This is a genomic window from Rhizobium sp. R635, assembly GCF_002211285.1.
Taxonomy (GTDB): domain Bacteria; phylum Pseudomonadota; class Alphaproteobacteria; order Rhizobiales; family Rhizobiaceae; genus Rhizobium.
The window spans coordinates 130,604-155,399 of record NZ_LOKX01000006.1; the positions used below are offsets into that span (position 1 = coordinate 130,604).

At 63.0% G+C, this 24,796-nt stretch carries 15 protein-coding genes; 1 reads left to right on the forward strand and 14 read right to left on the reverse strand.

The genetic code is table 11. The features are described from left to right. Window positions 1-15: 15 nt before the first annotated feature. Complete coding sequence (locus ATY78_RS07440) at window positions 16-414, forward strand: VOC family protein (RefSeq protein WP_088681703.1); 399 nt, start codon at window positions 16-18, stop codon at window positions 412-414. A 13-nt stretch (window positions 415-427) separates the two neighbouring features. On the opposite strand, the gene ATY78_RS07445 is transcribed toward ATY78_RS07440, so the two are convergent. From ATY78_RS07445 to ATY78_RS07510, 14 genes are all read right to left on the reverse strand, one after another. Beyond that, window positions 428-916 (reverse strand): MaoC family dehydratase, encoded by a 489-nt coding sequence (locus ATY78_RS07445; RefSeq protein ID WP_088681728.1) that lies wholly within the window; start codon window positions 914-916, stop codon window positions 428-430. A gap of 89 nt (window positions 917-1,005) precedes the next feature. After that, complete coding sequence (glgX, locus tag ATY78_RS07450) at window positions 1,006-2,982, reverse strand: glycogen debranching protein GlgX (RefSeq protein WP_088681704.1); 1,977 nt, start codon at window positions 2,980-2,982, stop codon at window positions 1,006-1,008. Window positions 2,983-2,994: 12 nt separating this feature from the next. Further along, a complete protein-coding gene (locus ATY78_RS07455; protein WP_088681705.1) occupies window positions 2,995-4,626 on the reverse strand; it encodes an alpha-D-glucose phosphate-specific phosphoglucomutase in 1,632 nt (543 codons plus the stop codon). Between the two features lie 6 nt (window positions 4,627-4,632). Further along, on the reverse strand, window positions 4,633-6,075 hold the full coding sequence (gene glgA / locus ATY78_RS07460; protein ID WP_088681706.1) for a glycogen synthase GlgA: 1,443 nt from the start codon (window positions 6,073-6,075) through the stop codon (window positions 4,633-4,635). Window positions 6,076-6,078: 3 nt separating this feature from the next. Further along, a complete protein-coding gene (gene glgC / locus ATY78_RS07465; RefSeq protein ID WP_088681707.1) occupies window positions 6,079-7,341 on the reverse strand; it encodes a glucose-1-phosphate adenylyltransferase in 1,263 nt (420 codons plus the stop codon). Between the two features lie 18 nt (window positions 7,342-7,359). Next, window positions 7,360-9,567: a 1,4-alpha-glucan branching protein GlgB gene (gene glgB, locus ATY78_RS07470; protein WP_088681708.1), complete on the reverse strand. Its 2,208-nt coding sequence runs from the start codon at window positions 9,565-9,567 to the stop codon at window positions 7,360-7,362. Further along, complete coding sequence (locus ATY78_RS07475) at window positions 9,564-12,026, reverse strand: glycogen/starch/alpha-glucan phosphorylase (protein ID WP_088681709.1); 2,463 nt, start codon at window positions 12,024-12,026, stop codon at window positions 9,564-9,566. The genes glgB and ATY78_RS07475 overlap by 4 nt, the downstream gene beginning before the upstream one ends. Window positions 12,027-12,303: 277 nt before the next feature. After that, on the reverse strand, window positions 12,304-13,536 hold the full coding sequence (locus ATY78_RS07480; RefSeq protein WP_088681710.1) for a TadE/TadG family type IV pilus assembly protein: 1,233 nt from the start codon (window positions 13,534-13,536) through the stop codon (window positions 12,304-12,306). 114 nt (window positions 13,537-13,650) lie between these two features. Next, entirely contained in the window at window positions 13,651-14,538 is an 888-nt protein-coding gene (locus tag ATY78_RS07485) for a transglutaminase family protein (RefSeq protein WP_088681711.1), read from the reverse strand. Continuing rightward, entirely contained in the window at window positions 14,535-16,952 is a 2,418-nt protein-coding gene (locus ATY78_RS07490) for a circularly permuted type 2 ATP-grasp protein (protein WP_088681712.1), read from the reverse strand. Before ATY78_RS07490 ends, ATY78_RS07485 begins: the two co-directional genes overlap by 4 nt. A gap of 38 nt (window positions 16,953-16,990) precedes the next feature. Continuing rightward, window positions 16,991-20,314 carry a transglutaminase family protein gene (locus ATY78_RS07495; RefSeq protein ID WP_088681713.1) on the reverse strand — a complete coding sequence of 1,108 codons (3,324 nt, stop codon included), beginning with the start codon at window positions 20,312-20,314 and terminating at the stop codon, window positions 16,991-16,993. Window positions 20,315-20,424: 110 nt separating this feature from the next. Further along, window positions 20,425-21,807, reverse strand: a complete 1,383-nt coding sequence (locus ATY78_RS07500; protein ID WP_088681714.1) for a sensor histidine kinase — start codon at window positions 21,805-21,807, stop codon at window positions 20,425-20,427. Next, window positions 21,804-22,481, reverse strand: a complete 678-nt coding sequence (locus tag ATY78_RS07505; protein WP_088681715.1) for a response regulator transcription factor — start codon at window positions 22,479-22,481, stop codon at window positions 21,804-21,806. The genes ATY78_RS07500 and ATY78_RS07505 overlap by 4 nt, the downstream gene beginning before the upstream one ends. 96 nt (window positions 22,482-22,577) lie before the next feature. Further along, window positions 22,578-24,446, reverse strand: coding sequence for an adenylate/guanylate cyclase domain-containing protein (locus ATY78_RS07510; RefSeq protein WP_088681716.1), 1,869 nt, complete (start codon window positions 24,444-24,446; stop codon window positions 22,578-22,580). Window positions 24,447-24,796 lie beyond the last annotated feature (350 nt).

A 24,796-nucleotide genomic window follows, 5' to 3' on the forward strand; every position in this document is an offset into this window, starting at 1 on the left:
TCAGGAGATAGGCGAATGCTGCACCATGTCTCCCTCGGTGTTTCTGATATCGAACGGTCGGCGGCATTTTACGATGCCGCCTTCGCCGCGCTTGGTTATGTCAGGGTCTGGGACGATCTCAGGCCTGGAGAAACAGGACAGGCAATCGGCTACGGTCTTCCGGGCGGCGGGGACAAGCTGGCGATCAAGCATCGTCCTGAGGGTCAGCGTCCGCCCGGTCCGGGTTTTCATTTGGCCTTTGCGGCTTCGAGCCGGCAGGCGGTCGATCGGTTTCATGCGGCGGCGATCGCGCATGGCGGCCGTGATAACGGCCATCCCGGCCTGCGGCCCCACTACGGCGAGCACTATTACGCGGCCTTCGTAATCGATCCTGATGGGCACGCTCTCGAAGCCGTCTTCAATTCGGCCGAGTGACAGGCAGCGTTTGTTACGCGTCTTCCGGGCGGTCCTTCGGATCGAACTGGATGATGGTGATCCATCTTGCCGTCAGCGCCGGCTTCTTCTCGTTTTCGATTTCGATCGTCACGTCATAGGTGGTCATCAGCATGCCGCCGCCGCGGAAGCGGGCGTCGGAGAGCAGGAAGCGGCCACGCACGCGGGCGCCGCTCTTGACCGGCGTCATGAAGCGGACGCGATCGAAGCCGTAATTGATGCCCATGGTCTGCTCGCGCACTCTGGGCAGGCAGTTGTAGTTCATCGCTGACAGGAGAGACAGCGTCAGGAAGCCATGAGCGATCGTGCCGCCGAAGGGGCTTTCAGCCGCTGCGCGCTCGGGATCGACATGAATGAACTGGTGGTCGTCGGTTGCCCCCGCAAAGGCGTCGATCATCGTCTGATCGACCGTGATCCAATCCGAAAGGCCGGTTTCCATGCCGATCAATCCCCGCACGTCGGAGAGTGAAATTTCCGTGACCATGAATTCCTCGTGAGAAAAGCCGCCGAGCCAAGCCTTATCGTGCATTTATGACGATTGCGACAAGGATTTGCGTGAGTGTGGGGAGGCGATCACTTTTCTACGAAAAAGGCGACGGAGCGTGGCTCGACGGTCACGCGGGCATCGGCTTTCTTTACGCCTTCCGGCGTCAACTGGCGCCAGCCCGGTTCGCCCTCAGCAGGAAGCGCAAAGAGCTGGCGGCTCTCCGAGCGATTGAAGAGCACGGCAAGCCGGGTTTGTTTGCCGCGCGAGGAGCGGTCGCCTGTCGTGAGCAGCATGCCGAGGGTGGAGAGCGACGGCGTCTCCCATTCCGCAACGGTCATCGGTTCGCCGGAGAGCGAGATCCATTCGACATCGCCGTTGCCGGAAAGGAAGCTTGTTTCGGAAAAGACGGTGAAGCGGCGGCGCAGCCCGGCGACGAAGGCGGTATGGGCGACGAGATCCTCGTTCAGCGCCTTCCAGTCCAGCCAGGTGATCTCATTGTCCTGGCAATAGGCATTGTTGTTGCCGCGCTGGCTGCGGCCACCCTCGTCGCCTGCCGTCAGCATGATGCTGCCGCGGCTGGCAAAGAGTGTTGATATCAGCGCCATCACATCGTTTATCCGGCGCTTGCGGATCGTGGGGTAGAGGGTTTCGCCTTCGACGCCGTTGTTCCAGGAATGGTTCTCGTTGTGGCCGTCCCGATTGTGCTCGCCATTGGCGTCGTTATGCTTGCCGGCATAGGAGACGAGGTCGATCAGGGTGAAGCCGTCATGGGCGGCGAGGAAATTGACGCTGCGCGTCTCCTTGCCGTCGTTGCGGGAGAAGATGTCGGAAGAGCCGGCGAGTGCGGTTGCGAGCGAACCGGTCTTCCATTGGTCGCCGCGCCAGTAGCAGCGCAGATCGTCGCGAACCCTGTCGTTCCATTCGAGGAAGGGGGACGGGAAATTGCCGAGCTGATAGCCGCCAGGTCCGATATCCCAGGGTTCTGCGATCATGATGCGGTCGGCAAGCACGTCGTCGGCGAGGATCGCCGCAAGCGTTCCCCCATCGCGCTGGAAGCCGTTGCTCGTGCGGCCAAGCACCGGGGCGAGATCGAATCGGAAGCCGTCGACACCGGCGTTGAGCACGAAATGGCGCAGGCTGTCGATGATGAGGCGCCTGACCTCGGGATGATCGCAGGCGATGGTGTTGCCGGTGCCGGTGTCGTTGATGAGTTCGCCAGGGCTGTTTTGAGCGTGGCGGTAATAATGCAGGTTGTCGAGGCCGCGCAGCGACAGCGTCGCGCCATAGCGGTCGCTCTCGCCGGTATGGTTGAAGACCAGATCGAGGATGACCGCGATGCCTTCGGCATGGAGAGCGTCGACCGTCTTGCGCAACTCCGCCATGCCGCCGGGGACGATCCTGGGATCGAGTGTCATCAGGCCGACGGGATTGTAGCCCCAGCCGTTGGTGAGGCCGAGCGGCGGAAGGTGGCGCTCGTCGATCCAGGCGGTGATCGGCATCAGTTCGACGGCATCGACGCCGATGCGTTTCAGATGTGAGACGACGGAGGGATGGGCAAGGGCGGCGACCGTGCCGCGCTCGGCCTCCGGCACGTCGGGGTGAAGAATGGTGAAGGGCCGCACCGCGACTTCATAAATGAAGCCGCCCGGTTTGAAGAGCGGCTTGCCGATTGCGGCGGGGGTATCGGTGGTGACGATCGCCTTCGGCATCAGATCCTGGCTGTCCTCGCCATAGATGCCGAGGCGGGGATCATAGCGGAACGGCCGGTCGATCTCTTTGGCGTAAGGGTCGAGCAGCAGTTTGGAGCGATCGAACCAGAGGCCGTTGTCGGGCGCGTAGATGCCGTCGGCGCGATAGCCGTAGCGCGCGCCTTGCCTGAGGCCGTCGACAAAGAGGCGGTGGATGTGGTTACCGTCACGGGCCATCGGCAGGCGCGCAAATTCCCTGTTGCCGTCGTCCTCGTAGAGGCAGATCTCGATTTGCGCGGCGTGATGCGACCACACGGAAAATTCGACGCCGGTTTCGAAGACGATTGCGCCCTGCGCCGAACTATTCCCCTGCATGCTCCCCCCGGATCAGGTGATCACGGTTGGCTCGTCGCGTCCCGTGCGCTCACGAATGCTGGCAATGCTTTCGGCGGCCGCGATCAGATCGGCAAGCGCTTCCTGCGTTTCGATGTTGTGGCGAGTCGAATCCGGCTCGTAGCGCTCGATATAGACACGCAAGGTTGCGCCAGACGTGCCGGTGCCGGACAGGCGGAAGACGACGCGGGAGCCGCCCTCGAAGAGCACGCGGATGCCTTGATGCTCGCTGACCGATTTGTCGATCGGATCGTGATAGGCGAAGTCGTCGGCCTTCTCGACCTTCACGCTGCCGAAGCTCTTGCCGGGCAGGGTGGAGAGCTGGCTGCGCAGATTGTCCATCAGGCCGTTCGCGGCATCGGTGTCGAGGCCTTCGTAATCGTGGCGCGAATAGTAGTTGCGGCCGTAGGTTTGCCAGTGCTGGGTGACGATGTCGGCAACGCTCTCGCCGCGCACGGCAAGGATGTTCAGCCACAGCAGCACGGCCCAGAGGCCGTCCTTTTCGCGGACGTGATTGGAGCCTGTGCCGGAGCTTTCCTCGCCGCAGATCGTCGCCATGCCGGCGTCGAGCAGGTTGCCGAAGAATTTCCAGCCGGTCGGCGTCTCATACATGCCGATGCCGCGTTTTTCGGCGACGCGGTCGGCCGCACCCGATGTCGGCATCGAGCGGGCGATGCCGGCGAGGCCGCCGGAATAGCCGGGAACGAGGTTGGCGTTGGCGGCAAGGATCGCCAGGCTGTCGGAGGGGGTCACGAAGATGCCGCGGCCGACGATGAGGTTGCGGTCGCCGTCGCCATCGGAGGCCGCGCCGAAATCAGGCGCGTCGTCGCCCATCATCTCATCGAAGAGTTCCTTGCAGTGAACCGGGTTCGGATCGGGATGATGACCGCCGAAATCCGGCAGCGGCATGAAGTTGCGCACCGACCCCAAGGGAGCGCCGAGACGGTTTTCGAAGATTTCCTTGGCGTAAGGGCCGGTAACGGCGCTCATCCCGTCGAAGGCGATGCGGAAGCCGAGGCTGATCAGATTGCGGATGGCGCCGAAATCGAACAGCTCTTCCATCAGCGCGGCATAGTCTTCGACCGGGTCGATGACCGAGAGGATCATGCCGCCCGGAAGCTCGTCCTTGCCGATGCGGTCGAGATTGACGTCGGCGAAATCGGCGATCTTGTAGCTGTCGATCGTCTTGGAGCGCGCATAGATCGCGTCGGTGATCTTCTCCGGCGCCGGGCCGCCATTGTTGATATTGTACTTGATGCCGAAATCTTCGGTGGGGCCGCCGGGATTGTGGCTGGCCGACAGAATGATGCCGCCGAAGGCCTTGTATTTGCGGATGATGTGAGAGGCGGCCGGCGTCGACAGAATGCCGCCCTTGCCGACCATGACCTTGCCGAAGCCGTTGGCGGCGGCCATCTTGATCGCCTTCTGGATGACCTCACGGTTGTAGTAGCGTCCGTCGCCGCCAATGACCAGGCACTTGCCCTGATAGCCTTCCAGCGAATCGAAGATCGACTGGATGAAGTTCTCCGCATAGTTCTGCTGCTGGAAGACCGGGACCTTCTTGCGCAGGCCCGACGTGCCGGGTTTCTGGTCCAGATAGGGCGTGGTGGGTACGGACTTGATCATTTTAGGTCACATGCCTTTCGAGACGAGGCTTGAATAGAGGGCAGCGTAGCGTTCGGCGCTCTTCTCCCAGGAGACATCCGATTTCATGCCTTGCTTTTGCAATTGGGTCCAGAGTTTTCGGTCCGCATAAAGATGCATCGCACGGCGGATTGCCTGTAGCATGCCTGTTTCGGTTATGGGCGCAAATTGTATGCCGGTTGCCACTTTCGCTGCAAGTGCGGCGTGATTGGCGTCGATCACGGTGTCGTTCAGTCCGCCGGTGCGGGCGACGATCGGCACGCAGCCGTAACGCAGGCCGTAAAGCTGGGTCAGGCCGCAAGGCTCGAAGCGCGAGGGGATGATGATCGCGTCGCAGCCGGCCTGCATCAGGTGCGACATCGGCTCGTTATAGCCGATCGAGACGCCGATGCGGCCGGGATGGCGGCTGGCGGAGGCGAGCAGCGCGCCTTCGAGCGCCGCTTCGCCGGAACCCAGCACCACGAGCTTGCCGCCCATGGCGACGATTTCGTCGGCGACGTTGGCGACGAGATCCATGCCTTTCTGCCAGGTGAGACGGCTGATGACGCAGAAGATCGGGGCCTCGTCATCGTCGAGGTGGAAGAATTCGGCGATCGAGCGACGGTTCTCCTCGCGGTTCTTCAGCGTCGTCGGGCCGTAATGGGTGTGGACGACGGGGTCGGTCGCGGGGTTCCAGATATCGGTGTCGATGCCGTTGACGATGCCGGAGAGATTGTCGATGTGGCTGGCGATGACGCCTTCGAGCCCCATGCCGAATTCGGGCGTCAGGATTTCATCGGCATAGGAGGGGCTGACGGTCGTGATCGCGTGGGCGGTCTGCAAGCCGCCTTTGAGGAAGCCGATAGTGCCGTAATATTCGATGCCGTCGACGGCGAAGGCATGGGCCGGCAAGCGCAGGCCGGGGAAGATCTCGGGGCCGAACTGGCCCTGGAAGGCGATGTTGTGGATGGTCAGCACGCTCGGCAGTTCCGGCGTCGGGTAATAGCGCATATAGACCGAGGTCAGCGCCGCCTGCCAGTCATGGGTGTGGACGAGATCCGGCCGCCAGCCGGGCAGCAGACCGGCGGCGATTTCGGAAGCGGCGAGCGACAGGGCGGCAAAACGGCGCCAGTTGTCGGGATAATCCTTGCCGAGCGGATCGAGATAGGGGCCGCCCGGCCTGTCGTAATAGGCCGGCGCATCGAGGACCAGCAGATCCAGGCCCTCGTGCTGAACTTCCAGCACGGTCGCCTGCTCGCCGAGGAGGTCCGGGAATTCGAGCCTGGCGACGGGATCACGAATGACCTTCATGACGGCGGGATAGCCGGGCAGAAGGGTCTTGGTCTCGACCCCGAAGGCTTTCAGGGCAATGGGCAGGGCGCCCGACACATCGGCCAGGCCCCCTGTCTTGATCAGAGGGAAGACTTCGGACGAAACCGAAAGAACTTTCATAAGTCAGATATCCAGCTTGTCGATCATCGGTTGCGTGATCAGGCAGATGCCGCTTTCCGTCCGCCGGAAGCGCTTGGCGTCGAGTTCCGGATCCTCGCCGACGACCAAGCCTTCGGGAATGACGACACCATGGTCGATCACCACGTTCTTGAGCTGTGCGCGCCGTCCGATCTTCACGTTCGGCAGGATGACCGCCCCTTCCAGCTTGGAAAAGGAGTTGGCCCTGACACCGGTGAAGAGCAGGCTCTTGTTGAGCATGGCGCCTGAAATGATGCAGTCGCCTGACACGACGGAGGAGGTGGCCGAGCCGCGGCGGTCCTCGTCGTCGTGGACGAATTTTGCCGGCGGCGTGATCTCCGCATAGGTCCAGATCGGCCAGGACTTGTCGTAGATGTCGAGCTCCGGCACGATCGCCGTCAGGTCGATATTGGCCTGCCAGTAGGCATCGATCGTTCCGACGTCGCGCCAGTAGGGCTCGTGCTCGAAATCGGAGCGGACGCAGGACTTGGCGAAGCGGTGGGCGACCGCCTTACCGTGCTGGACGATATAGGGGATGATGTCCTTGCCGAAGTCGCGGCTCGAATTCGGGTCGGCTGCATCGCGGCGCAGCGCGTCGAGCAGGAATTTCGTGCGGAAGACGTAGATGCCCATCGAAGCGAGCGCGAAATCCGGCTTGTCGGGAATACCGGGCGGATTGGCCGGCTTTTCGACGAAGGCCTTGATCTCGTCCTTCTCGTTGACATGCATGACGCCGAAGCCCACCGCTTCCATGCGCGGCACTTCCAGGCAGCCGATCGTCACGTCCGCGCCGGAATCGACATGCTGCTGGAGCATGTATTCATAGTCCATCTTGTAGACATGGTCGCCGGCGAGGATGACCATGTATTCGACGCCGTAATCCTCGATGATATCGATGTTCTGATAAACGGCGTCGGCGGTGCCTTCATACCATTGCGTTTCGGAAACGCGCTGCGAGGCGGGCAGGATGTCGAAGCTTTCGTTTCGTTCCGGGCGGAAGAAGTTCCAGCCGCGCTGCATGTGGCGGATCAGTGAATGCGCCTTGTACTGCGTCGCGACGCCGATGCGGCGAATGCCCGAATTCAGCGCATTCGACAGCGCGAAATCGATGATGCGGGCCTTACCGCCGAAATAGACGGCGGGCTTGGCGCGCCGGTCGGTGAGTTCCTTGAGGCGGCTCCCCCTGCCGCCTGCCAGAACATAGGCCATTGCATCGCGGGCAAGTGGCTGAATACGCTTTTCTACCATTTTCTCCTCCCACCAGTCTTAATTTTCAGGTTCAAGCATGATCGTTGCCAAAGGCGGCAGCGTAATCGAGCAGGTGATGTCGCCGCCGGCATTGACGGCCTGCACGCGCCCGCCATTGCCCTTGCCGCTGCCGCCGTAGATATCGGCATCGGTGTTCAGAATTTCCCGCCAGCGACCCTCGGAGGGCAGGCGTATCGAATAGTTCTCGCGGTAGACGGGAGTGAAATTGGTAATGACGGCGACCGGCTTCTCGCCAGGCGCCTTGCGCAGCCAGGCGAAGACGGAATTCTCGCCGTCATCGGCCACCAGCCATTCGAAACCGTCGCCCTCGCAGTCGCGCGTATGCAGGGCCGGTTTGCTGCGATAGGTGAAATTGAGGTCGCGCACCAGGCGGCGCATGCCCTCGTGCATGCGGTACTGAAGCAGGTTCCAGTCGAGCGACTTGTTCTCGCTCCACTCGGCCCACTGGGCGAATTCCTGGCCCATGAACAACAGCTTCTTGCCGGGATAGCCCCACATATAGGCGTAGTAGGCGCGCAGATTGGCGAATTTCTGCCAGTCGTCGCCCGGCATCTTGGCGATCAGCGAACCCTTTCCGTGAACCACTTCGTCATGCGAGAGCGGCAGGACGAAATTTTCCGAATAGGCATAGAGCAGGCCGAAGGTAAGCTCGTTGTGATGGTGCTTGCGATGCACGGGATCACGGCTCATGTAGCTCAGCGTGTCGTGCATGAAGCCCATGTTCCACTTGAAGCCGAAGCCGAGGCCGCCTTCATGCACGGGCTGCGAGACCTTCGGCCAGGAGGTCGATTCCTCGGCGATGGTCATGACGTTGGGATGCTGGCCATAGATGCGGATATTGAGATCCTGCAGGAAGCGGACGGCTTCGAGGTTCTCGTTGCCGCCGTATTCGTTCGGGATCCATTCGCCGTGCTTGCGGGAATAATCGAGATAGAGCATCGAGGCGACGGCATCGACGCGCAGGCCGTCGAGATGGAACTTCTCGGCCCAGTAGAGAGCGTTGTTGACGAGATAGGAGACGACCTCGGTGCGGCCGAAATTGTAGATCGCCGTGTTCCAGTCGGGATGGAAGCCCTTGCGCGGGTCTTCGTGCTCGTAGAGCGCCGTGCCGTCGAACCAGCCGAGGCCGTGCTCGTCGGTCGGGAAATGCGCCGGCACCCAGTCGAGGATGACGCCGATGCCGACCTTGTGGCAGCCGTTGACGAAACGGGCAAAACCCTCCGGCTCGCCGAAGCGGGCCGTCGGCGCGTAGAGGCCGGTCGTCTGGTAACCCCAGGAGGGGTCGTAGGGATGCTCGGTGATCGGCAGGAATTCGATATGGGTGAAGCCCATGTCGACGCAATAGGGAATGAGGCTGGAGGCGAGCTCGTCCCAGGAGAGCATGGTGCCGTCCTGGCGGCGCTGCCAGGAACCGGCATGCACTTCGTAGATCGAAATCGGCTGGCGGCGCTTGTCGGTCTCGCGCCAGTGCTTCAGATGGGCTTCGTCCTCCCAGACCTGCTCCAGTTCGGCGGCGGCGACGGAGGCGGTCTTCGGCCGGAGTTCGCTGCGGCGGGCGAAGGGATCGGCCTTCAGCGGCAGCAATACGCCGTCCTGGCCGCGAATCTCGAATTTATAGGCAACGCCGATCGGTACGTCGGGAGCGAAGATCTCCCAGATGCCGCTGTCGGCGCGGAAGCGCATGACGTGGCGGCGGCCGTCCCAATTGTTGAAATCGCCGACGACGGAGACGCGCTGCGCATTCGGCGCCCAGACGGCGAAGTGCATGCCCTGCGCGCCGTCATGCTTGATGCGGTGAGCGCCCATCTTGTCGAACAGGCGCAGATGCGAGCCTTCGCGGGCGTAATAGTCGTCCATCGGTCCGAGCACGGGACCGAAGCTGTAGGGGTCCGTCACCGCCCATTCGGCATCGCCGCGCCGGGCGCGGTAGCGCACCGGCTGGAGCTTGGTCAGCGAAACCGGGCCGGCGAAGAAGCCGTCGCCATGAAGCTGTTTCAGTTCGCCGATGACGCTGCCGTCGAGCGTCATGGCGGTGACTTCCTCCGCGCCCGGAATGAAGCACCGGGCGACGAAAGCGTCGCCGGCCTGGTGCACACCTAGGACGGCAAAGGGATTGGAATGCGAGCCCGCGAGGATCGCCGTGATTTCATCTGCCGAAATTTCCCAGGTAAGCTGTACTTCAGGGACTTTTTTCGGCGTTTTCATCCGGCTCTCCAGATCTCGTCTGCATATTGTCTGATCGTGCGGTCGGAGGAGAACCAGCCCATCCGCGCCGTATTGTTGATCGTCTTGGTGTACCAGGCGGACTGGTTGGTCCATATCTGGTCGACGTCGCGCTGGGCCTGGGCATAGGCGTCGAAATCGGCGGCGACCATGAACCAGTCGTGCGAATAGATGCCGTCGATCAGCGAGGAGTAGCGGTTGCGGTCATCCGGCGAGAAGACGCCCGAGCCGATGGCCGAAAGCGCCTGCGACAGCTCGCGTGATCCTTCGATGATGGCGCGGGGATTGTGGCCGTCGCTGCGGACCTTTGCGACCTCGTCGGCCCTGAGGCCGAAGATGACGATATTGTCCTCGCCGACATTGTCACGCATCTCGACATTGGCGCCGTCGAGCGTGCCGATCGTCAGCGCTCCATTGAGGCCGAACTTCATGTTGCCGGTGCCGGATGCTTCCATGCCGGCCGTCGAGATCTGCTCGGAGAGGTCGGCGGCGGGAACCATGACCTCGGCGAGCGAGACGTTGTAGTTCGGCACGAAGACGACCTTGAGCAGGCCGCGCACCGATGGGTCGTTGTTGATGGTGCGGGCGACGTCGTTGATGAGCTTGATGATGAGCTTGGCGTTGTAGTAGCTCGGCGCCGCCTTGCCGGCGAAGAGTTTGACGCGCGGCACCCAGTCCAGTTCCGGATGCGAGCGGATCTGGTCGTAGAGGGCGACGGCTTCGATGATGTTGAGAAGCTGGCGCTTGTATTCGTGGATGCGCTTGATCTGGATGTCGAACATCGCCGACGGGTCGAGCTTCACGCCCATGCGGCTGGCGACGAGATTGGAAAGCGCCACCTTGTTGGCCCGTTTCACCGCGGCGAACTTCTGCTGGAAGGTCGGATCGGAAGCATGTGCCTCGAGCGGGCGCAGCTTTTCGGCATCGTCCAGGAATTCGTCGCCGATCGCTTCGCGGATCAGGCCGGTGAGGCCGGGATTGCACTGCTGCAGCCAGCGGCGCGGCGTAATGCCGTTGGTCTTGTTGTTGATGCGGTCGGGATAGAGCTTGTGCAGGTCGGCAAAGACCGTGACCTTCATCAGGTCGGTGTGCAGTGCCGAGACGCCGTTGATCGAGTGCGAGCCGATGAAGGCGAGGTTGCCCATGCGCACGCGGCGGTCGCCGCTTTCCTCGATCAGCGAGATCGAGCGGATTTCGCTGTCGGAGAAGTTCTTGCCCTTGCGGGCTTCGAGCAGGATCTTGGCGTTGATCGCGTAGACGATCTGCATGTGGCGCGGCAGCAGGCGCTCGAAGAGCGGAACCGGCCAGCTTTCCAGCGCTTCGGGCAGAAGCGTGTGGTTGGTGTAGGAGAAGGTGCGGCGGGTGATGTCCCAGGCCTGCTCGAAATCCAGGCCGTGCACGTCGCAGAGCAGGCGCACCAGTTCGGCGACCGAGACGGCCGGGTGGGTATCGTTCAGCTGGATGGCCACCTTGTCGGGCAGCGAGGTGAAGTCGTCATATTGCTGCAGGTGGCGGCGCAGGATGTCCTGCAGCGAGGCCGACGAGAAGAAGAATTCCTGGCGCAGGCGCAGTTCCTGCCCGGCAGGCGTGGCGTCGGCGGGATAGAGGACGCGGGTCAGGCTTTCGGCCTTGTTGCTTTCGCGCAGCGCGCCGATGTGGTCGCCGGCGTTGAAGGCATCGAGCAGGATCGGGTCGATCGGCTGCGCCGACCAGAGGCGCAGCGTGTTGACGCGTTTTCCCCGCCAGCCGACGACCGGCGTGTCGAAGGCGGCGGCGATGACGCGTTCGGCCGGCTTCCAGACGTAGCGCGGCTGGTCGTCATGGGTGGTGATGAATTCGACGGCGCCGCCGAAGCCGATTTCATAGGCGCTCTCGCGGCGCTCGAATTCCCAGGGGTTGCCGTGGGCGAGCCAGTTTTCGGGCAGTTCCACCTGCCAGCCGTCGGCCATCTGCTGGCGGAAGAGGCCGTGGACATAGCGGATGCCGTAGCCATAGGCCGGAACGTCGACCGTCGCCATGCTCTCCATGAAACAGGCGGCCAGACGGCCGAGGCCGCCGTTGCCGAGTGCCGCATCCGGCTCCAGGCCGGCGATGACGTTGACGTCGACACCGAGCGAGGCGAGCGCATCGTGCACCTCTTCCATCAGGCCGAGGTTCGAGACGGCGTCGCGCATCAGGCGGCCGATGAGGAATTCGAGGGAAAGATAATAGACGCGCTTGGCGCCGGTCGCATAAACCTCACGCGTGGAAGCCATCCACTTGTCGATGATGCGGTCGCGCACCACGAGGATCGTCGCGGTCAGCCAGTCATGCGGCTTTGCCACCTTGGCGTCCTTGCCGATGCGGTAGGTGAGACGTTCGATGATTTCTTCGGCGAGAATTTCCGGCTTGGAACTGCGGGGAGCGGGAGAGGGGATAACCGGCTTGGAAACGGTATTCATGGTCAGATCTCGCCAATTTTAATTTGGTTTCAGGCTGTTAAGCCTGATCTAATCGATTTGTCGTCTGCGTCAGCGACAATTTATGCATCGTTAGGAAGCACTTGCAACAAAGGATTTGGACAAACGAAAAATTTGCGAAACCTTCATAATCACGCGGATCAAGGGGATTGATTTCAATCGCTTTTCTCGATCTGATGCGTGGGACAGCGATAACGAAAAGCCGCGCCGGTTTGTTCCGGCGCGGCTTTTCCTTCGGCTTTTTCTCCTGGCGGTATCGTTAGTTCGTCAGGCGTGTCACCTGTGCGGAGGCCTTCGCTCCGATGGCCTCGAACGCGGCAAGGAGGTCCTCCATTTTTTCCGCCTGGAAATAATGCGCATCATCGGAGGCGCAATAATGCAGCAGCGCCTGGCCGCCCGCCGGTGCCATGAAGGCGATCGTATAGATTTCTATGCCCTTGGACTTGGCGGTATCACACGTTGCCTTGGTCAAGGTGTCGTATGAACGGCCGCCGCTGCTGTCGTTGTTATTGTCGCCGTCCGTCATGAAGACGATGTATTTCTTGGGCACCTGCCCGGTCTTCAGCTTGTGCGCGGAGTCCTCGGCGTCGTTCCCGGCGGCATTCTTCGCTGTCAGAGACGAGTAGGCTGTGCTCATCGCGCCGCTCGAATTCGTGCCGCCATTCGCCTGAAGCGCATTGACATAGCTCGCGACACCGGCGGTCCCCCAGGCGAGATTGCTGGGTGAGTATTGGACGATATCGTAGGATACCGCGCCGGTACGGACATATTCGGCATTGGGATCGGCACTATCGAGCTGGCCGAAGAGGTTGCCAGCGGCGATCTTCAACGCCTCTATCTTCGTATAGTAATTCGAGCGGCTGCCGGTGCAGGTGTCGTACACCCACTTGCCCTTCTTGTTGTAGTGGCCGTTGCAGTCATAGGTGTAGGATTCCGTCGGGTCTTCCTCATTGACAGTGGCAGTATCCTCTCCCATCGACCCCGATTTATCGAGTGCAAGGAACATGGATATCGAGCCTTGCGTTTGCGAATGGCCGCTGGTCGTCGTGGCCGAGGTCGAAAGATGCTGTGTGCTGAAGCCGACCACCTGCATGAGCGGATTGACCGTGAGATCATAGCCCGGTGAAACCGTGACCTGGTAGGATGTCGATTTGCCCGACGTGCTTGTCTGGACATTGACGCCCGTCGCACTCTTGATATCGACGCTGCTCTGCAGGTAATTCGCCATTTGCCCGGCCACGAAATTCCGCGCGTAGGCTTGGGCCTCGGAGGTTTGGATCGTACCGTTTGCCAGCGCCGTGGCTGTTGCGAGCGCGGCGGAATCGGCCGCCTCCTGCAACTGCTGCTTGGAGAGCAGCATATCACCGACCTGGATCGCCATGCCGGCAGCGCCGAGAAGAACCGGCGCCAAGATCGCCGTCATGATACCGAAATTACCGCCTCGATCGCTGAACATGCGTCGCAGGCAGGGATGCGAAAAGAAGGTGCTCATCATGTTCACCTAACTGGAAACCCTGTGAGGTGATTTACGCACGCTGCTTCTTTACGCTGTCCTTACGGCGTCAATACAATTTTAACGAATCGGCGGATTTTTCCAGTTTTGGGATTATTTCAGCGGGATGACGTCGACCGCCTGGACGGCACGCTGGCCGCCATAGCTTTTCAACACGCCGATGACGGGAACGACGTCCGAATAATCCCGGCCGTAGGCGACGACGATGTGATCGGTGCCGGCAGGGATGTCGTTGGTCGGGTCGAGTTCGATCCAGCCGATCGTCTCGCCGCACCAGATCCGCACCCAGGCATGCATGGCATCAGCCCCTTCCAGCCGTTCCTTGCCGGGCGGCGGGATGGTGCGCAGGAAACCGGAGACGTAGCCGGCCGGGATGCCGAGGCTTCGAAGCGCCAGGATCATGATATGGGTGAAATCCTGGCAGACGCCGCGTTTCAGCTTGAACGCCTCGAGCGGTGTCGTGTCCACCGACGTCGCATCGGGAGCGTAGGTGAAATCCTTGTTGATGCGGGCGCAGAGCGCATGGGCGATCTGCATCGCCGTCAGAGCGGGGGTGATGCAGCTTCGCGCATAGTCGGCGATCTCGCGCGCTTGCGTCAGGCGCGGGCTGTCGCCGAGGAAGTGGTGCGGCGAATCCGGCGCCAGCGACCAGACACCGGATATTTCCTCCGGCAAGTCGGCGAGCAGCGGCGAGAAATCGGCGGCAATCGGCAGGCTTTCCACCTGCACGCGGGCCTGCATGCGGATATCGAGCGTCTCGTGCGGCGCGCGCAGCATGAAGGATGTGGCGGGATGACTGAAGAAATCGACGAAATGCGACTGCTCGTCCGGCGTCGGCGAGATGGTGATCGAGCCGGCGACCAGTCGTTGCCGGTTGGTCAGCGACAGCGGCATCAGGCGCATGATGTGGCGGGCGCCGGAGGCCGGCACGTCGTAGCTGTAACCCATGCGGAGCGAGAGATCGTAGAGCACAGCCGTCACCCGAGATAGGTCTGGGCGAGCAGATCGGAAAGCTGCTCCAATTCGCGTTCGAGCCGCTGATAGACATCGACGCCCATGCCCTCCGGCGTCATCACCGCCAGGCCGGAATGGAGGCGCATCGCCTCGCGGTAAAAGGGCGACATCTGGCCGTTGATCAGGGCATTCGGCAGTTGCTCGACCTCGTGGTGGATCTCGTTCACCTGGAAGAGGACCGAACGCGGGTTGAGGGGATCGAGCGCCAGCAGGTCGGTGACGGTCAGCCGCGCCGTGTTGACATTGTAGCGGCGGCGATGAGTCATGACGCTGTCGCCGATCTCGAGCAGCATGTCGAGGGCGCCATCGGGCGCTTCCGGGCCGGACATGTGACCGAGCAGGCGGGTCATGTGCAGGCCGCGCTCGATATAGCGGCCGAGCGAAAGGAAGCGCCAGCCGGTGAAGCGGTACATGTTCTCGTGCACGAGGCCGGCAAAGCCCGCGAGCTTGCGCAGCAGGATCGTCATTGCATGGCTGGCGTCGTCGCCGGCAGTGACGGTGGCGTGAAAGCGCCGCGCGGTCTTGGCGAGATCGTTAAGGGCAAGCCAACCATCGGGCGAGAAGCGGTCGCGGATGTTGCTGGCGGAATAGACGGCGCTGTCGATGTTGCGCAGCAACCTTTCGGGCACGGGCTCGGCGGTATCGATATCGACGGCCGCGAGATAGGCGGAGACGTCGGCGAGCAGCGGCTGGCTCGGATCGGCGGCTTCGGCAAAACGCGCGTGCCAAGCGCGCAGGATGCGCAGCGCCCCTTCGGCGCGTTCGATGTAGCGGCCGAGCCAGAACAGGTTGTCGGCCGCCCGGCTCGGCAGGCTGCCCGGCATGTTGCGGGTGAAGCTGCCTTCGGCCGGCAGCAGCGTGTGACGCTCGACCGGCTTGTCGCTGACGATCCAGACGTCGGCGGCCGCTCCGCCTGACTGCATGGCGATCGCCGAGACGTCGGCGCCGGAGCCGATGCGGGCAAAACCGCCGGGCATGATCTGCCAGCCGTTTGCCGTGCGGGCGGCGAAGACGCGCAGGGACATCGGCCGCGGCACGAGTTTGCCATCCACCCAGGCCGGCGTCGTCGACAGCGTCACGACCTCCTGGCCGACGAGCTTTGGCCCGTCCGAATTCAGCCAGTCGGTAATGGAATCCTTGGCGGTCGCGCGCAGCGACGAGCCAAGCACGGACTCGCCGTTGTCGTCGAAGAAGGGCGCGCGGGAGTAGGCCGGGCCTATCACCATCTTCTCGATATTCTTGGCGACGTGCTCGCGCTCCTCCTGCTGGCCGCACCACCAGGTAGCGATCGAAGGCAGTTGCAGATCCTGCCCCATGAGATGCCGACAGATGGTCGGCATGAAGGCGAGAAGCGCCCGGGTTTCGAGAATGCCGGTGCCGAGCGCGTTGACGATGGTGACGCTTTCGGCGCGCAACGCTTCGACGAGGCCGGGCGTGCCGATATGCGAATTCTGGTTCAGTTCCAGCGGATCGGCAAAGGCGGAATCGAGGCGGCGCCAGAGCACGCCGATCGGCTTGAGGCCGGCGACCGTGCGCACCATGACACGGCCTTTGACGACGGTGAGGTCCTCGCCCTCGAGAAGCATGAAGCCGAGATAGCGGGCGATGTAGGCGTGCTCGTAATAGGTCTCGTTGGCGGGGCCTGGCGTCAGCACCGCGATGCGGTCATCGCCCGAATGCTTCATGTCCTGCAAGGCGTCACGGAAGGCGCCGAAGAAGGAAGCGAGGCGATGGACCGGGGTTTCGGCGTAGATATCCGAGAAGGCCCGGGTTGTCGCGACGCGGTTTTCCAGGGCGAAGCCGGCGCCTGATGGCGCCTGCGTCCGGTCGGCCAGCACCCACCAGTTGCCGTCGGGGCCGCGGCCGATCTCGAAAGCGCAGAAATGCAGGTAGTGGCCGGATGCCGGCCGGATGCCGGCGAGCGGGCGCTGGAATTCGGGATTGGCGGCGATCAGCGCCGGCGGCAGGAGGCCTTCCTCGACCAGCCGGTTCTCGCCGTAGATATCGGCGATGATCGCCTCCAAGAGGTCGGCGCGCTGGACGAGGCCTGCCGACAGCGCCTGCCATTCGCGCTCGTCGATCAGCACCGGGATATGCGAGATCGGCCAGGCGCGTTCGCCGGTGCCTTTGCTGCCATAGGCACGGTAGAAGACGCCGGCGTCTCTGAGGTAGCGGTCGGCGCGGGCGAAACGCTCGGCGAGATCCTTTTCCGGCATCACGCCGAGATGCGAGAGGAAACGCTGCCAGACGGGCCGGACGGCACCCTTGTTGTCCACCATTTCGTCGGCGGTGCCGGGAAGCGGCGCATAATCGAAGGCCGCATCCTTGCCGATGCTGCCCTCAGCCTCTTGCCTGCGCTCCACTGCCGGTCTCTTACCCATCAAACCCCAACTTCAACCCTCGGCCTTTGCCCCCGGCCTCAAATTCCGGCGGGCCGCCTCAGATCCAGCGTCAGCGGGAATTCCGGCGAGCCCGTCTCGGCGCGCGGAATATATCCGCCTGCCGTATGTCCCCACGGCTCGAAGCGGGCGAGCCGCCTTGCTTCCGCCTCGTTGCCGTTGACCGGGAAGGTGTCATAGGTCCGGCCGCCCGGATGGGCAACATGATAGATGCAGCCGCCAATCGAACGCTTCGACCATGTATCATAAATGTCAAAAGTCAAAGGTGTGTTGATCGGCAGAACGGGATGCAGGCCGGAGGCCGGCTGCCAGGCCTTGAAGCGCACGCCGGCGACGGCGACGCCCGAAGCGCCGGTCGGCGTCAGCGGCAGGGTGCGGCCGTTGCAGGTCACGGTGTAGCGCGAGGCGTTGCTGGTTTCGAGGCGGACCTGCAGGCGCTCGACGGATGAATCGACATAGCGCACCGTACCGCCGATCGCGCCCTGCTCGCCCATGACATGCCAGGGTTCCAGCGCCTGGCGAAGCTCCAGCTTCGAGCCCTCGTATTCGACCTCGCCGCAGAAGGGGAAGCGGAATTCGAGTTGCGCCTTGAACCATTCGGGGCTGAGATCGAAGCCGTTTTGACGCAGGTCCGCCAGCACGTCGAGGAAATCGGCCCAGACATAATGCGGCAGCATGAAGCGATCATGCAGCGAGGTTCCCCAGCGCACGAACTTGCCCTCGGCCGGGTTTGCCCAGAAGCGGGCGATCAGTGCACGCACCAGCAATTGCTGGGCGAGCGACATACGGGCATTCGGCGGCATTTCGAAACCGCGGAATTCGACGAGCCCGAGGCGGCCGGTCGGGCCGTCGGGGGAGAAAAGCTTGTCGATGCAGATTTCGGCGCGGTGGGTATTGCCGGTCACGTCGATCAAGAGGTTGCGGAACAGGCGATCGACGAGCCAGGGCAGAGGCTGCTGGCCGCGGCCGGGCGGCGCGATCTGCGCCATGGCGATTTCCAGCTCGTAGAGGCTGTCGTGGCGGGCCTCGTCGATGCGCGGCGCCTGGCTGGTCGGGCCGATGAACAGGCCGGAAAAGAGATAGGAGAGCGAGGGGTGGCGCTGCCAGTGCAGCACGAGGCTCTTCAGAAGGTCGGGGCGGCGCAGGAAGGGGCTGTTGTTCGGATTGCTGCCGCCGACGACGACATGGTTGCCGCCGCCGGTGCCGGTATGGCGGCCGTCGATCATGAACTTGTCGGCGCCAAGGCGGCTCTCGCGCGCCTCTTCATAAATGGCGGTGGTGATGTCCACCGTTTCCTTCCACGTCGAGGACGGATGGATGTTGACCTCGATGACACCGGGGTCGGGCGCGACGCGGATGACGTTGATGCGTTCGTCCTGCGGCGGCGGATAACCTTCGATATGAACGGCAAGGCCGAGGGCCGCGGCCGCGCGCTCGGTCGAGGCGATGAGATCGAGATAATCCTCCAGCGTTTCCGTCGGCGGCATGAAGACGCAGAGGCGGCCGTCGCGCGGTTCGACGGAGAGCGCGGTGCGGACGTGGCCGCCGATCTCGTTCAATGATTGCGGCGTAGCCGGCCGCTGGCCGGTGAAGGGCTGGAAGTGTGCGGCCTGCTGCGGACGCCCGTTATCCCCCGCGAAATCCGGCAGTTCGGGGCGCTGCACGAAGGGGTCGAGCGGGTTGATATAGGGATATTGCGAGGGCGGGATATAGGCGAGCGAATTGAGCGGCAGGCGGTAGCCGACCGGGCTGTCGCCCGGCGTGAGGAAGATGCGGCCGCGCCGCGTCGACCATTTCTCGCTCGTCCAGGTGCGACCGCTGGCGCGCGCATTCCAGGCCTGAACGGGCAGGACGTAGCCGGTCGGGCGGGTCAGCCCGCGATCGAAGACACGGGCGATGCGGCTGCGCTCCTCGGCATCCTTGAGCTTGGAATTGGCAGGATCGACATTTTCCGGCAGGCTTGCTTCCTTGACCAGCCATTCGGCGGGATCCTCGAAAGCGGGCGCGACATATTCGGAAGAAATATCCAGCTCGCCGGCAATCGCCGTCAGCAGCCGGCCGGCATCGTCCTCCGTTGCCTCGTAGTTACGGCCCTCGACGGCGACGAGATCGTCGTCGGACCAGATCGGCAGGCCATCCTTGCGCCAGTAGAGCGAGAAGGTCCAGCGCGGCAGACTTTCGCCCGGATACCATTTGCCCTGGCCGTAATGCAGGAAACCGTTCGGCGCGAAGCGGGTGCGAAGCCGGCGGATGAGCGCATCCGCCTTTTCGCGTTTGGTCGGGCCGACGGCGTCGGTGTTCCATTCGGCGGATTGAAAATCGTCGATCGAGACGAAGGTCGGCTCGCCGCCCATGGTGAGGCGCACATCCTCGGCTTCGAGGATGCGGTCGACCTTTTCGCCGAGTTCGTTGAGATCGTTCCAGCTGTCATCGGAGAAGGGCTTGGTGATGCGCGGATGTTCGGCGACGCGCGAAACCTTCATGTCGAAGGCGAATTCGGTTTCGGCCTCGCCGAAATAGCCGCCGGAAATCGGGGCGGCGTTGCGATAATGCGGCGTTGCCGCAAGCGGGATATGGCTTTCGCCGGTCAGGAGGCCGGAGGTCGGATCGAGGCCGACCCAGCCCGCGCCCGGCAGATAGACCTCCGCCCAGGCATGCAGGTCGGTGAAATCGACTTCAGTGCCGGAGGGGCCGTCGAGCGCCTTCAGGTCGGGCGTCAGCTGGATGAGGTAGCCGGAGACGAAGCGGGCGGCAAGGCCGAGATGGCGCAGGATCTGGACGAGCAGCCAGCTGGTGTCGCGGCAGGAGCCCTTGGCGCTTTCCAGCGTCTCTTCCGGCGTCTGAACGCCGGCCTCCATGCGGATGACATAGCCGATCTGCCGCTGCAGGCGGGCGTTCAGGCCGACGACCATATCGATCGTCGCCTGGCCGGGCGACCAGTCGAGCGTCGGCAGCAGCGCCTTGAGGCGCGGGCCGGCTGGCTCCGGCGTCATGTAGATCGACAGATCCTCGCGGATGGTTTCAGGATAATCGAACGGCCATTTGGTCGCCTCCTCCTCGACGAAGAAGTCGAAGGGATTATAGACCGTCATGTCGGCGACGAGGTCGACCTCGATCTTGAACTCCGTCACGGGGTCGGGAAAGACGTAGCGGGCGAGGTAATTGCCGTAGGGGTCCTGCTGCAGGTTGACGAAGTGGTTTGAGGGCGTGATCTTCAGCGAGTGGCTGAGCACCCGCGTCTTCGAATGCGAGGCCGGTTTCAACCGGATGATTTGTGGGCCGAGGCGGACCGGCTTGTCATAGGTATAGTGCGTCAGATGATAGATGCTGGCTTTGATCGACATATTGCTCTTTTTGTCCGGCGCGCATCGTTGTGCGGCTTGCTGTTCCCGAAGTCAGTGTGTGCAATGCAGCGAAAGAAAGCAAGGGCGGAAGGCTGAGGACAGGGCGGCTTTTACGCCGCCTTGGCGAAGGTGACCGCCGCCTTCAGGCCCTTGCCGCCCGCGCCCGGCTCCAGCGTCAGGGCGGCGTTGAAAAGATTGGCGATTTCTTCGACGATGGGAAGGCCGAGCCCCGCGCCCGGCGCGCCGGAATCATTGCCGCGCGAAAAACGCCGGCGCACCGCCTCCAGCTTCTCGCCGGGAATGCCGGGGCCGTTGTCCTCGACTTCGAGGCGGATCGTCTCGGCGGCGGCGATGATGCGGACCGTGACTTCGGCTCCCTTGCCGGCATAGGCGATGGCGTTGCCGGCGAGGTTGCGCAGCATTTCGCCGATCAGCAGCGGCTCGGCGCGGATCATGGCCGGGCTCTCGCCCTCGAAGCCGAGATCGATGCCGGCGACGGCGGCCGTCGGGATCTGTTCGCCGGTGATTTCCTGGGCGATGGCCGCAAGATCGATGGCGGAGGCGGTCAGCGCCTCCTTGGCGGTGGCGGCGTCGATCTTCGCCATCAGGAGAAGCTGAGCAAGGATGCGTTCGGCATGCGCCACGGCCTGATCGCCCTTCAGCGCCGCCGCCTGGGCTTCGTCAAGCGAGCCGGCGCGGGCGGAAAGGGCAAGCTGGGTGCGGATGATGGCGAGCGGCGTGCGCAATTGGTGGCTGGCATTGCCGGTGAAATTGCGCAGGGCATCGAGGGCCGACTGCAGGCGGACCATGAAGGAATTCACCGTATCGACCAGCGGCTCGACCTCGCTCGGCACGGTCTCTTCGATCGGATGAAGATCATCGGGGCTGCGTTCGCCGATGGCGTCGCCGAGCTTGTAGAGCGGGCGCAGGGCGACGGTGACCGAGATCCAGACGATGACGGCCGCGCCTGCGATCATGAAGGCGAGGCGCAGCGCCGAGCGGACGAGGATCGCTCGCGTCAATTGCCGCCGGGCGATGGTGGTTTCGGCAACCGTCACGACGAAGGGTACGGAGCGGATGCCCGTCGAGGCGGAACGCTCGAGCGTCGCGACCCGGATCGGCTCGCCGCGGAAGATGTCGTCGGCAAAGGCAGCCGCATCGCCCGGCGCCTTCTTCAGGACCGGCAGGGATTGGTAGCCGGTGATGAATTCACCCGGCGGGCCGTCGACGCGGTAGAAGACGCGGTCCTGAGCGGCGGATGTCAGCATCTCCAGCGCGACATAGGGGATATCGACCTGCAGCGTGCCGTCTTCTGCGACGACGACGCGCTCGGCGATCGCAAGCGCCGAGCCGGCGAGCACGCGGTCGGAGACGATATTGGAGGTCTGCACCGCCTCGCTATAGGTATCGGCGAGCGCCAGCGTGCCGATGACGGCGGTGGAAACAAGCAGCCAGAAGAGCAGCCGGCGCCTGAGGGAATAGGCTGATGTCATGAGGCCTCTGGCAGCTTGTCGAGATAATAGCCGATGCCGCGTGCGGTCTTGACCGTCAGCCCGTAAGGCGAGAGGCGTTTCCTCAGGCGGCTGACATATTGCTCGATGGCATTGGAGGAAATGTCGTCGTCGAAGGCTGTCAGCGACTGGATGATCGCCTCCTTGGCGACGACCTTGCCGGCCCGCATGAAGAGGATTTCGAGCAGGCCGAGCTCGCGGGCGGGAATATCGAGCGGCGTGGCGCCCGATGAAAAGGTGCGGGAGTTGAGATCGAAGGAAATGCCGCCGAAGCTGACGGTCGCCGAGCGCAAGCCGGCCTGGCGGCGCAGAAGCACGCGAACGCGGGCCTCGAACTCGGCGATGTCGAAGGGTTTGATCAGATAATCGTCGGCGCCGAGATCGAGACCCTTCACGCGTTCTTCCGGCGTGCCGCGTGCCGTCAGAATGAGGACGGCCGCCTGGTTCTGCCGGGCGCGCATGGCGCGCAGCACGTCGAGCCCGTCCATCTCCGGCAGGTTGAGGTCGAGAATGACAAGATCGAAATTTTCCGCCGCGATGACGGCATTGGCCGACGCCCCGTCATGCACGACATCGACGGCATGGCCCGTGCCGCGCAAGATCGCCGACAGGCCGTCGGCCAGCGCGATGTTGTCTTCGGTGAGCAGGATGCGCACGGATGTCCCCTTGTTTTTCAAAGGAGATTACAGGGGCGGCGCGAGCTTGTCACAGCGATTTTATCGGTTCGGTGAACAGCGGGGGAAAGGCCGGCTTCAACTCCCGGTCTTCTCCATCCGTTCGTGCTGCATCATTGCGGCGGCCAGCAGATTCCGGAACCGGGATGTGTGGCGGATGTTGTCGAGATCGGAATCATTGTTGAACCATTTGATATGATAGGCGGAGCTATGCGGAAGCAGCCTCTCCAGGAGGTCGATCGCCTGGTCGGCGTCGCCGAGGATGGAATGGACGCAGGCGAGATTGTACTGGGCGACGATGTCATCGGGGTCGATGGCGATCGCGCGCGCGGCCCAGTCGCGTGCTCTCGCCTGATCGCCGAGATGGGCGAGCGCTAGCGCGCCGCGATGGGCCGGGCCGGAATTTTCCGGATTGCAGTTCAGCGCGCGTTCGGCGCGTTCAAGGCCGAGCCGGGCCCAATGCTCCGTATCGACCACGCGGCCAAGCGAACGGTAGGCGGCCATCAGATGGATCGGCGAGACGTAATCGTCGGGGCGGATCTCGGCGGCGCGGGCAAAATACTGAACGGATTCGGCAAAGTTGCCGCGCATGAAGAAAAACCGGGCGTAATGAAAATTCGCCTCGAACAGGTTCGGATCGAGCGCCAAGGCTCGTTCGAAAGCGGCGGCTGCTTTCTCGTCCTGGCCGCTCTGATGCAGAGCAAGACCGCGGGAGGCATGGGCCTCGGGCAGGTCGGGGTCGAGTTCGAGGGCACGGGCGCTCATGTCGAGGATACGCCGCAGCGGCACGTCTTCCGGCCCCCAATCACGGATCGTCGCGTCGCAATCGGCAATGCCCGCATAGGCGCGGGCATAGTCCGGATCGAGCTCGACCGCCTTGCAGAACATGCGCCTTGCGAGCTTCAGATATGACTTCGTCCAGGTGTGGGAGAGCTGGCGGCCCCTGAGGTAGTAGGTGTAGGCTTCGACATTGGCGGTCGGCTCATTCGCGATCGCCTTCTTCTCTTCGGGCAACAGGCGCACCTTCAACTGGCCGACGATCGCATGGGTGATCTCGTCCTGGATCGCGAAGATGTCGGTCAGGTCGCGGTCGTAGCGCTCGGCCCAGAGATGATCGCCATTGGCGGTGTCGATCAATTGGCCGGAGATGCGCACGCGCTTGCCGACGATGCGGACACTTCCCTCGAGCACGTAGCGCACGCCGAGTTCTTGGGCGAGCGGCTTCACCTTCACCGAGGTGCCCTTGTAGGTGAAAATGGTGTTGCGCGGCACGACATGCAGGCTGGAGATCTTCGACAGATCGGTGATGATGTCTTCGGTGATGCCGTCGGAGAAATAATCCTGGTCGGCATCGCCGCTCATATTGGTGAAGGGCAGCACGGCGATGAAGCAGGTGTTGCGGTTCTGCGCGACAAGCTTGGTGGAGGAGGGCGGCGCCAGGGTGACGGTGTAGACCTGGACGGGCTGCCGGATGTTCTTCAGCGTATGCTCGCCGATGGATTCGAAGCCGAGATTGAGGCGCGAGCCGACCTGATCGCGCACCGAGGCCGACACGGCGATGCCGCCCGGCGCGGCGATCCGCTCGAGCCTCGCGGCGAGATTGACCCCGTCGCCGAATATGTCGCCGTTCTCGACCACGACATCGCCGAGACTGATCCCGATGCGGAATTCGACGCGCTCGTCCTTCGGGACGTTTTCGTTGCGGGCCGACATGCTGCGCTGGATTTCGGCGGCGCAGGCGACCGCATTCACCACGCTCTGGAATTCGGCCAGGATGCCGTCGCCGGTGAGTTTGACGATCCGGCCCCTGTAGTCCGAGATACGAATGTCGACCAGTTCGCAGCGATGGCGGTTCAGCGCCTGCAGCGTGCCTGATTCATCGATGCCCATCAGCCGGCTGTAGCCGACGACATCCGCAGCGAGAATAGCGCTCAGTCGTCGTTCCATGACCCCTCCCATGGATCTTCCCAGGTTAATCCAGTTTTTTCAGAGTTTTTTCCGCGTAGATCCTTCCCCCGAATAGAAATCCGGGCGGTCGTCTGACGCAGCAGCGCACCCTATAACGTCGCCAATCTTCATCAATACTCTAAAGGGGCGAAGGATGGCGCCAAACCATAATCCTTTATGGTGAAAAACGGTCTCCGGCGGGGCAAGCGGAATATTTTTGCTCTGTTCAGTTAGTTTTTCACGTCCGGTATCAGGCCGATCGTTTTGGCCGCAGCGAGGCACTGCCGTGCGGTCTGGTCGCCTCATGAATTCGGCACCCTTGCTCCTCTCCGTCCGCTCGGGCATTGTTG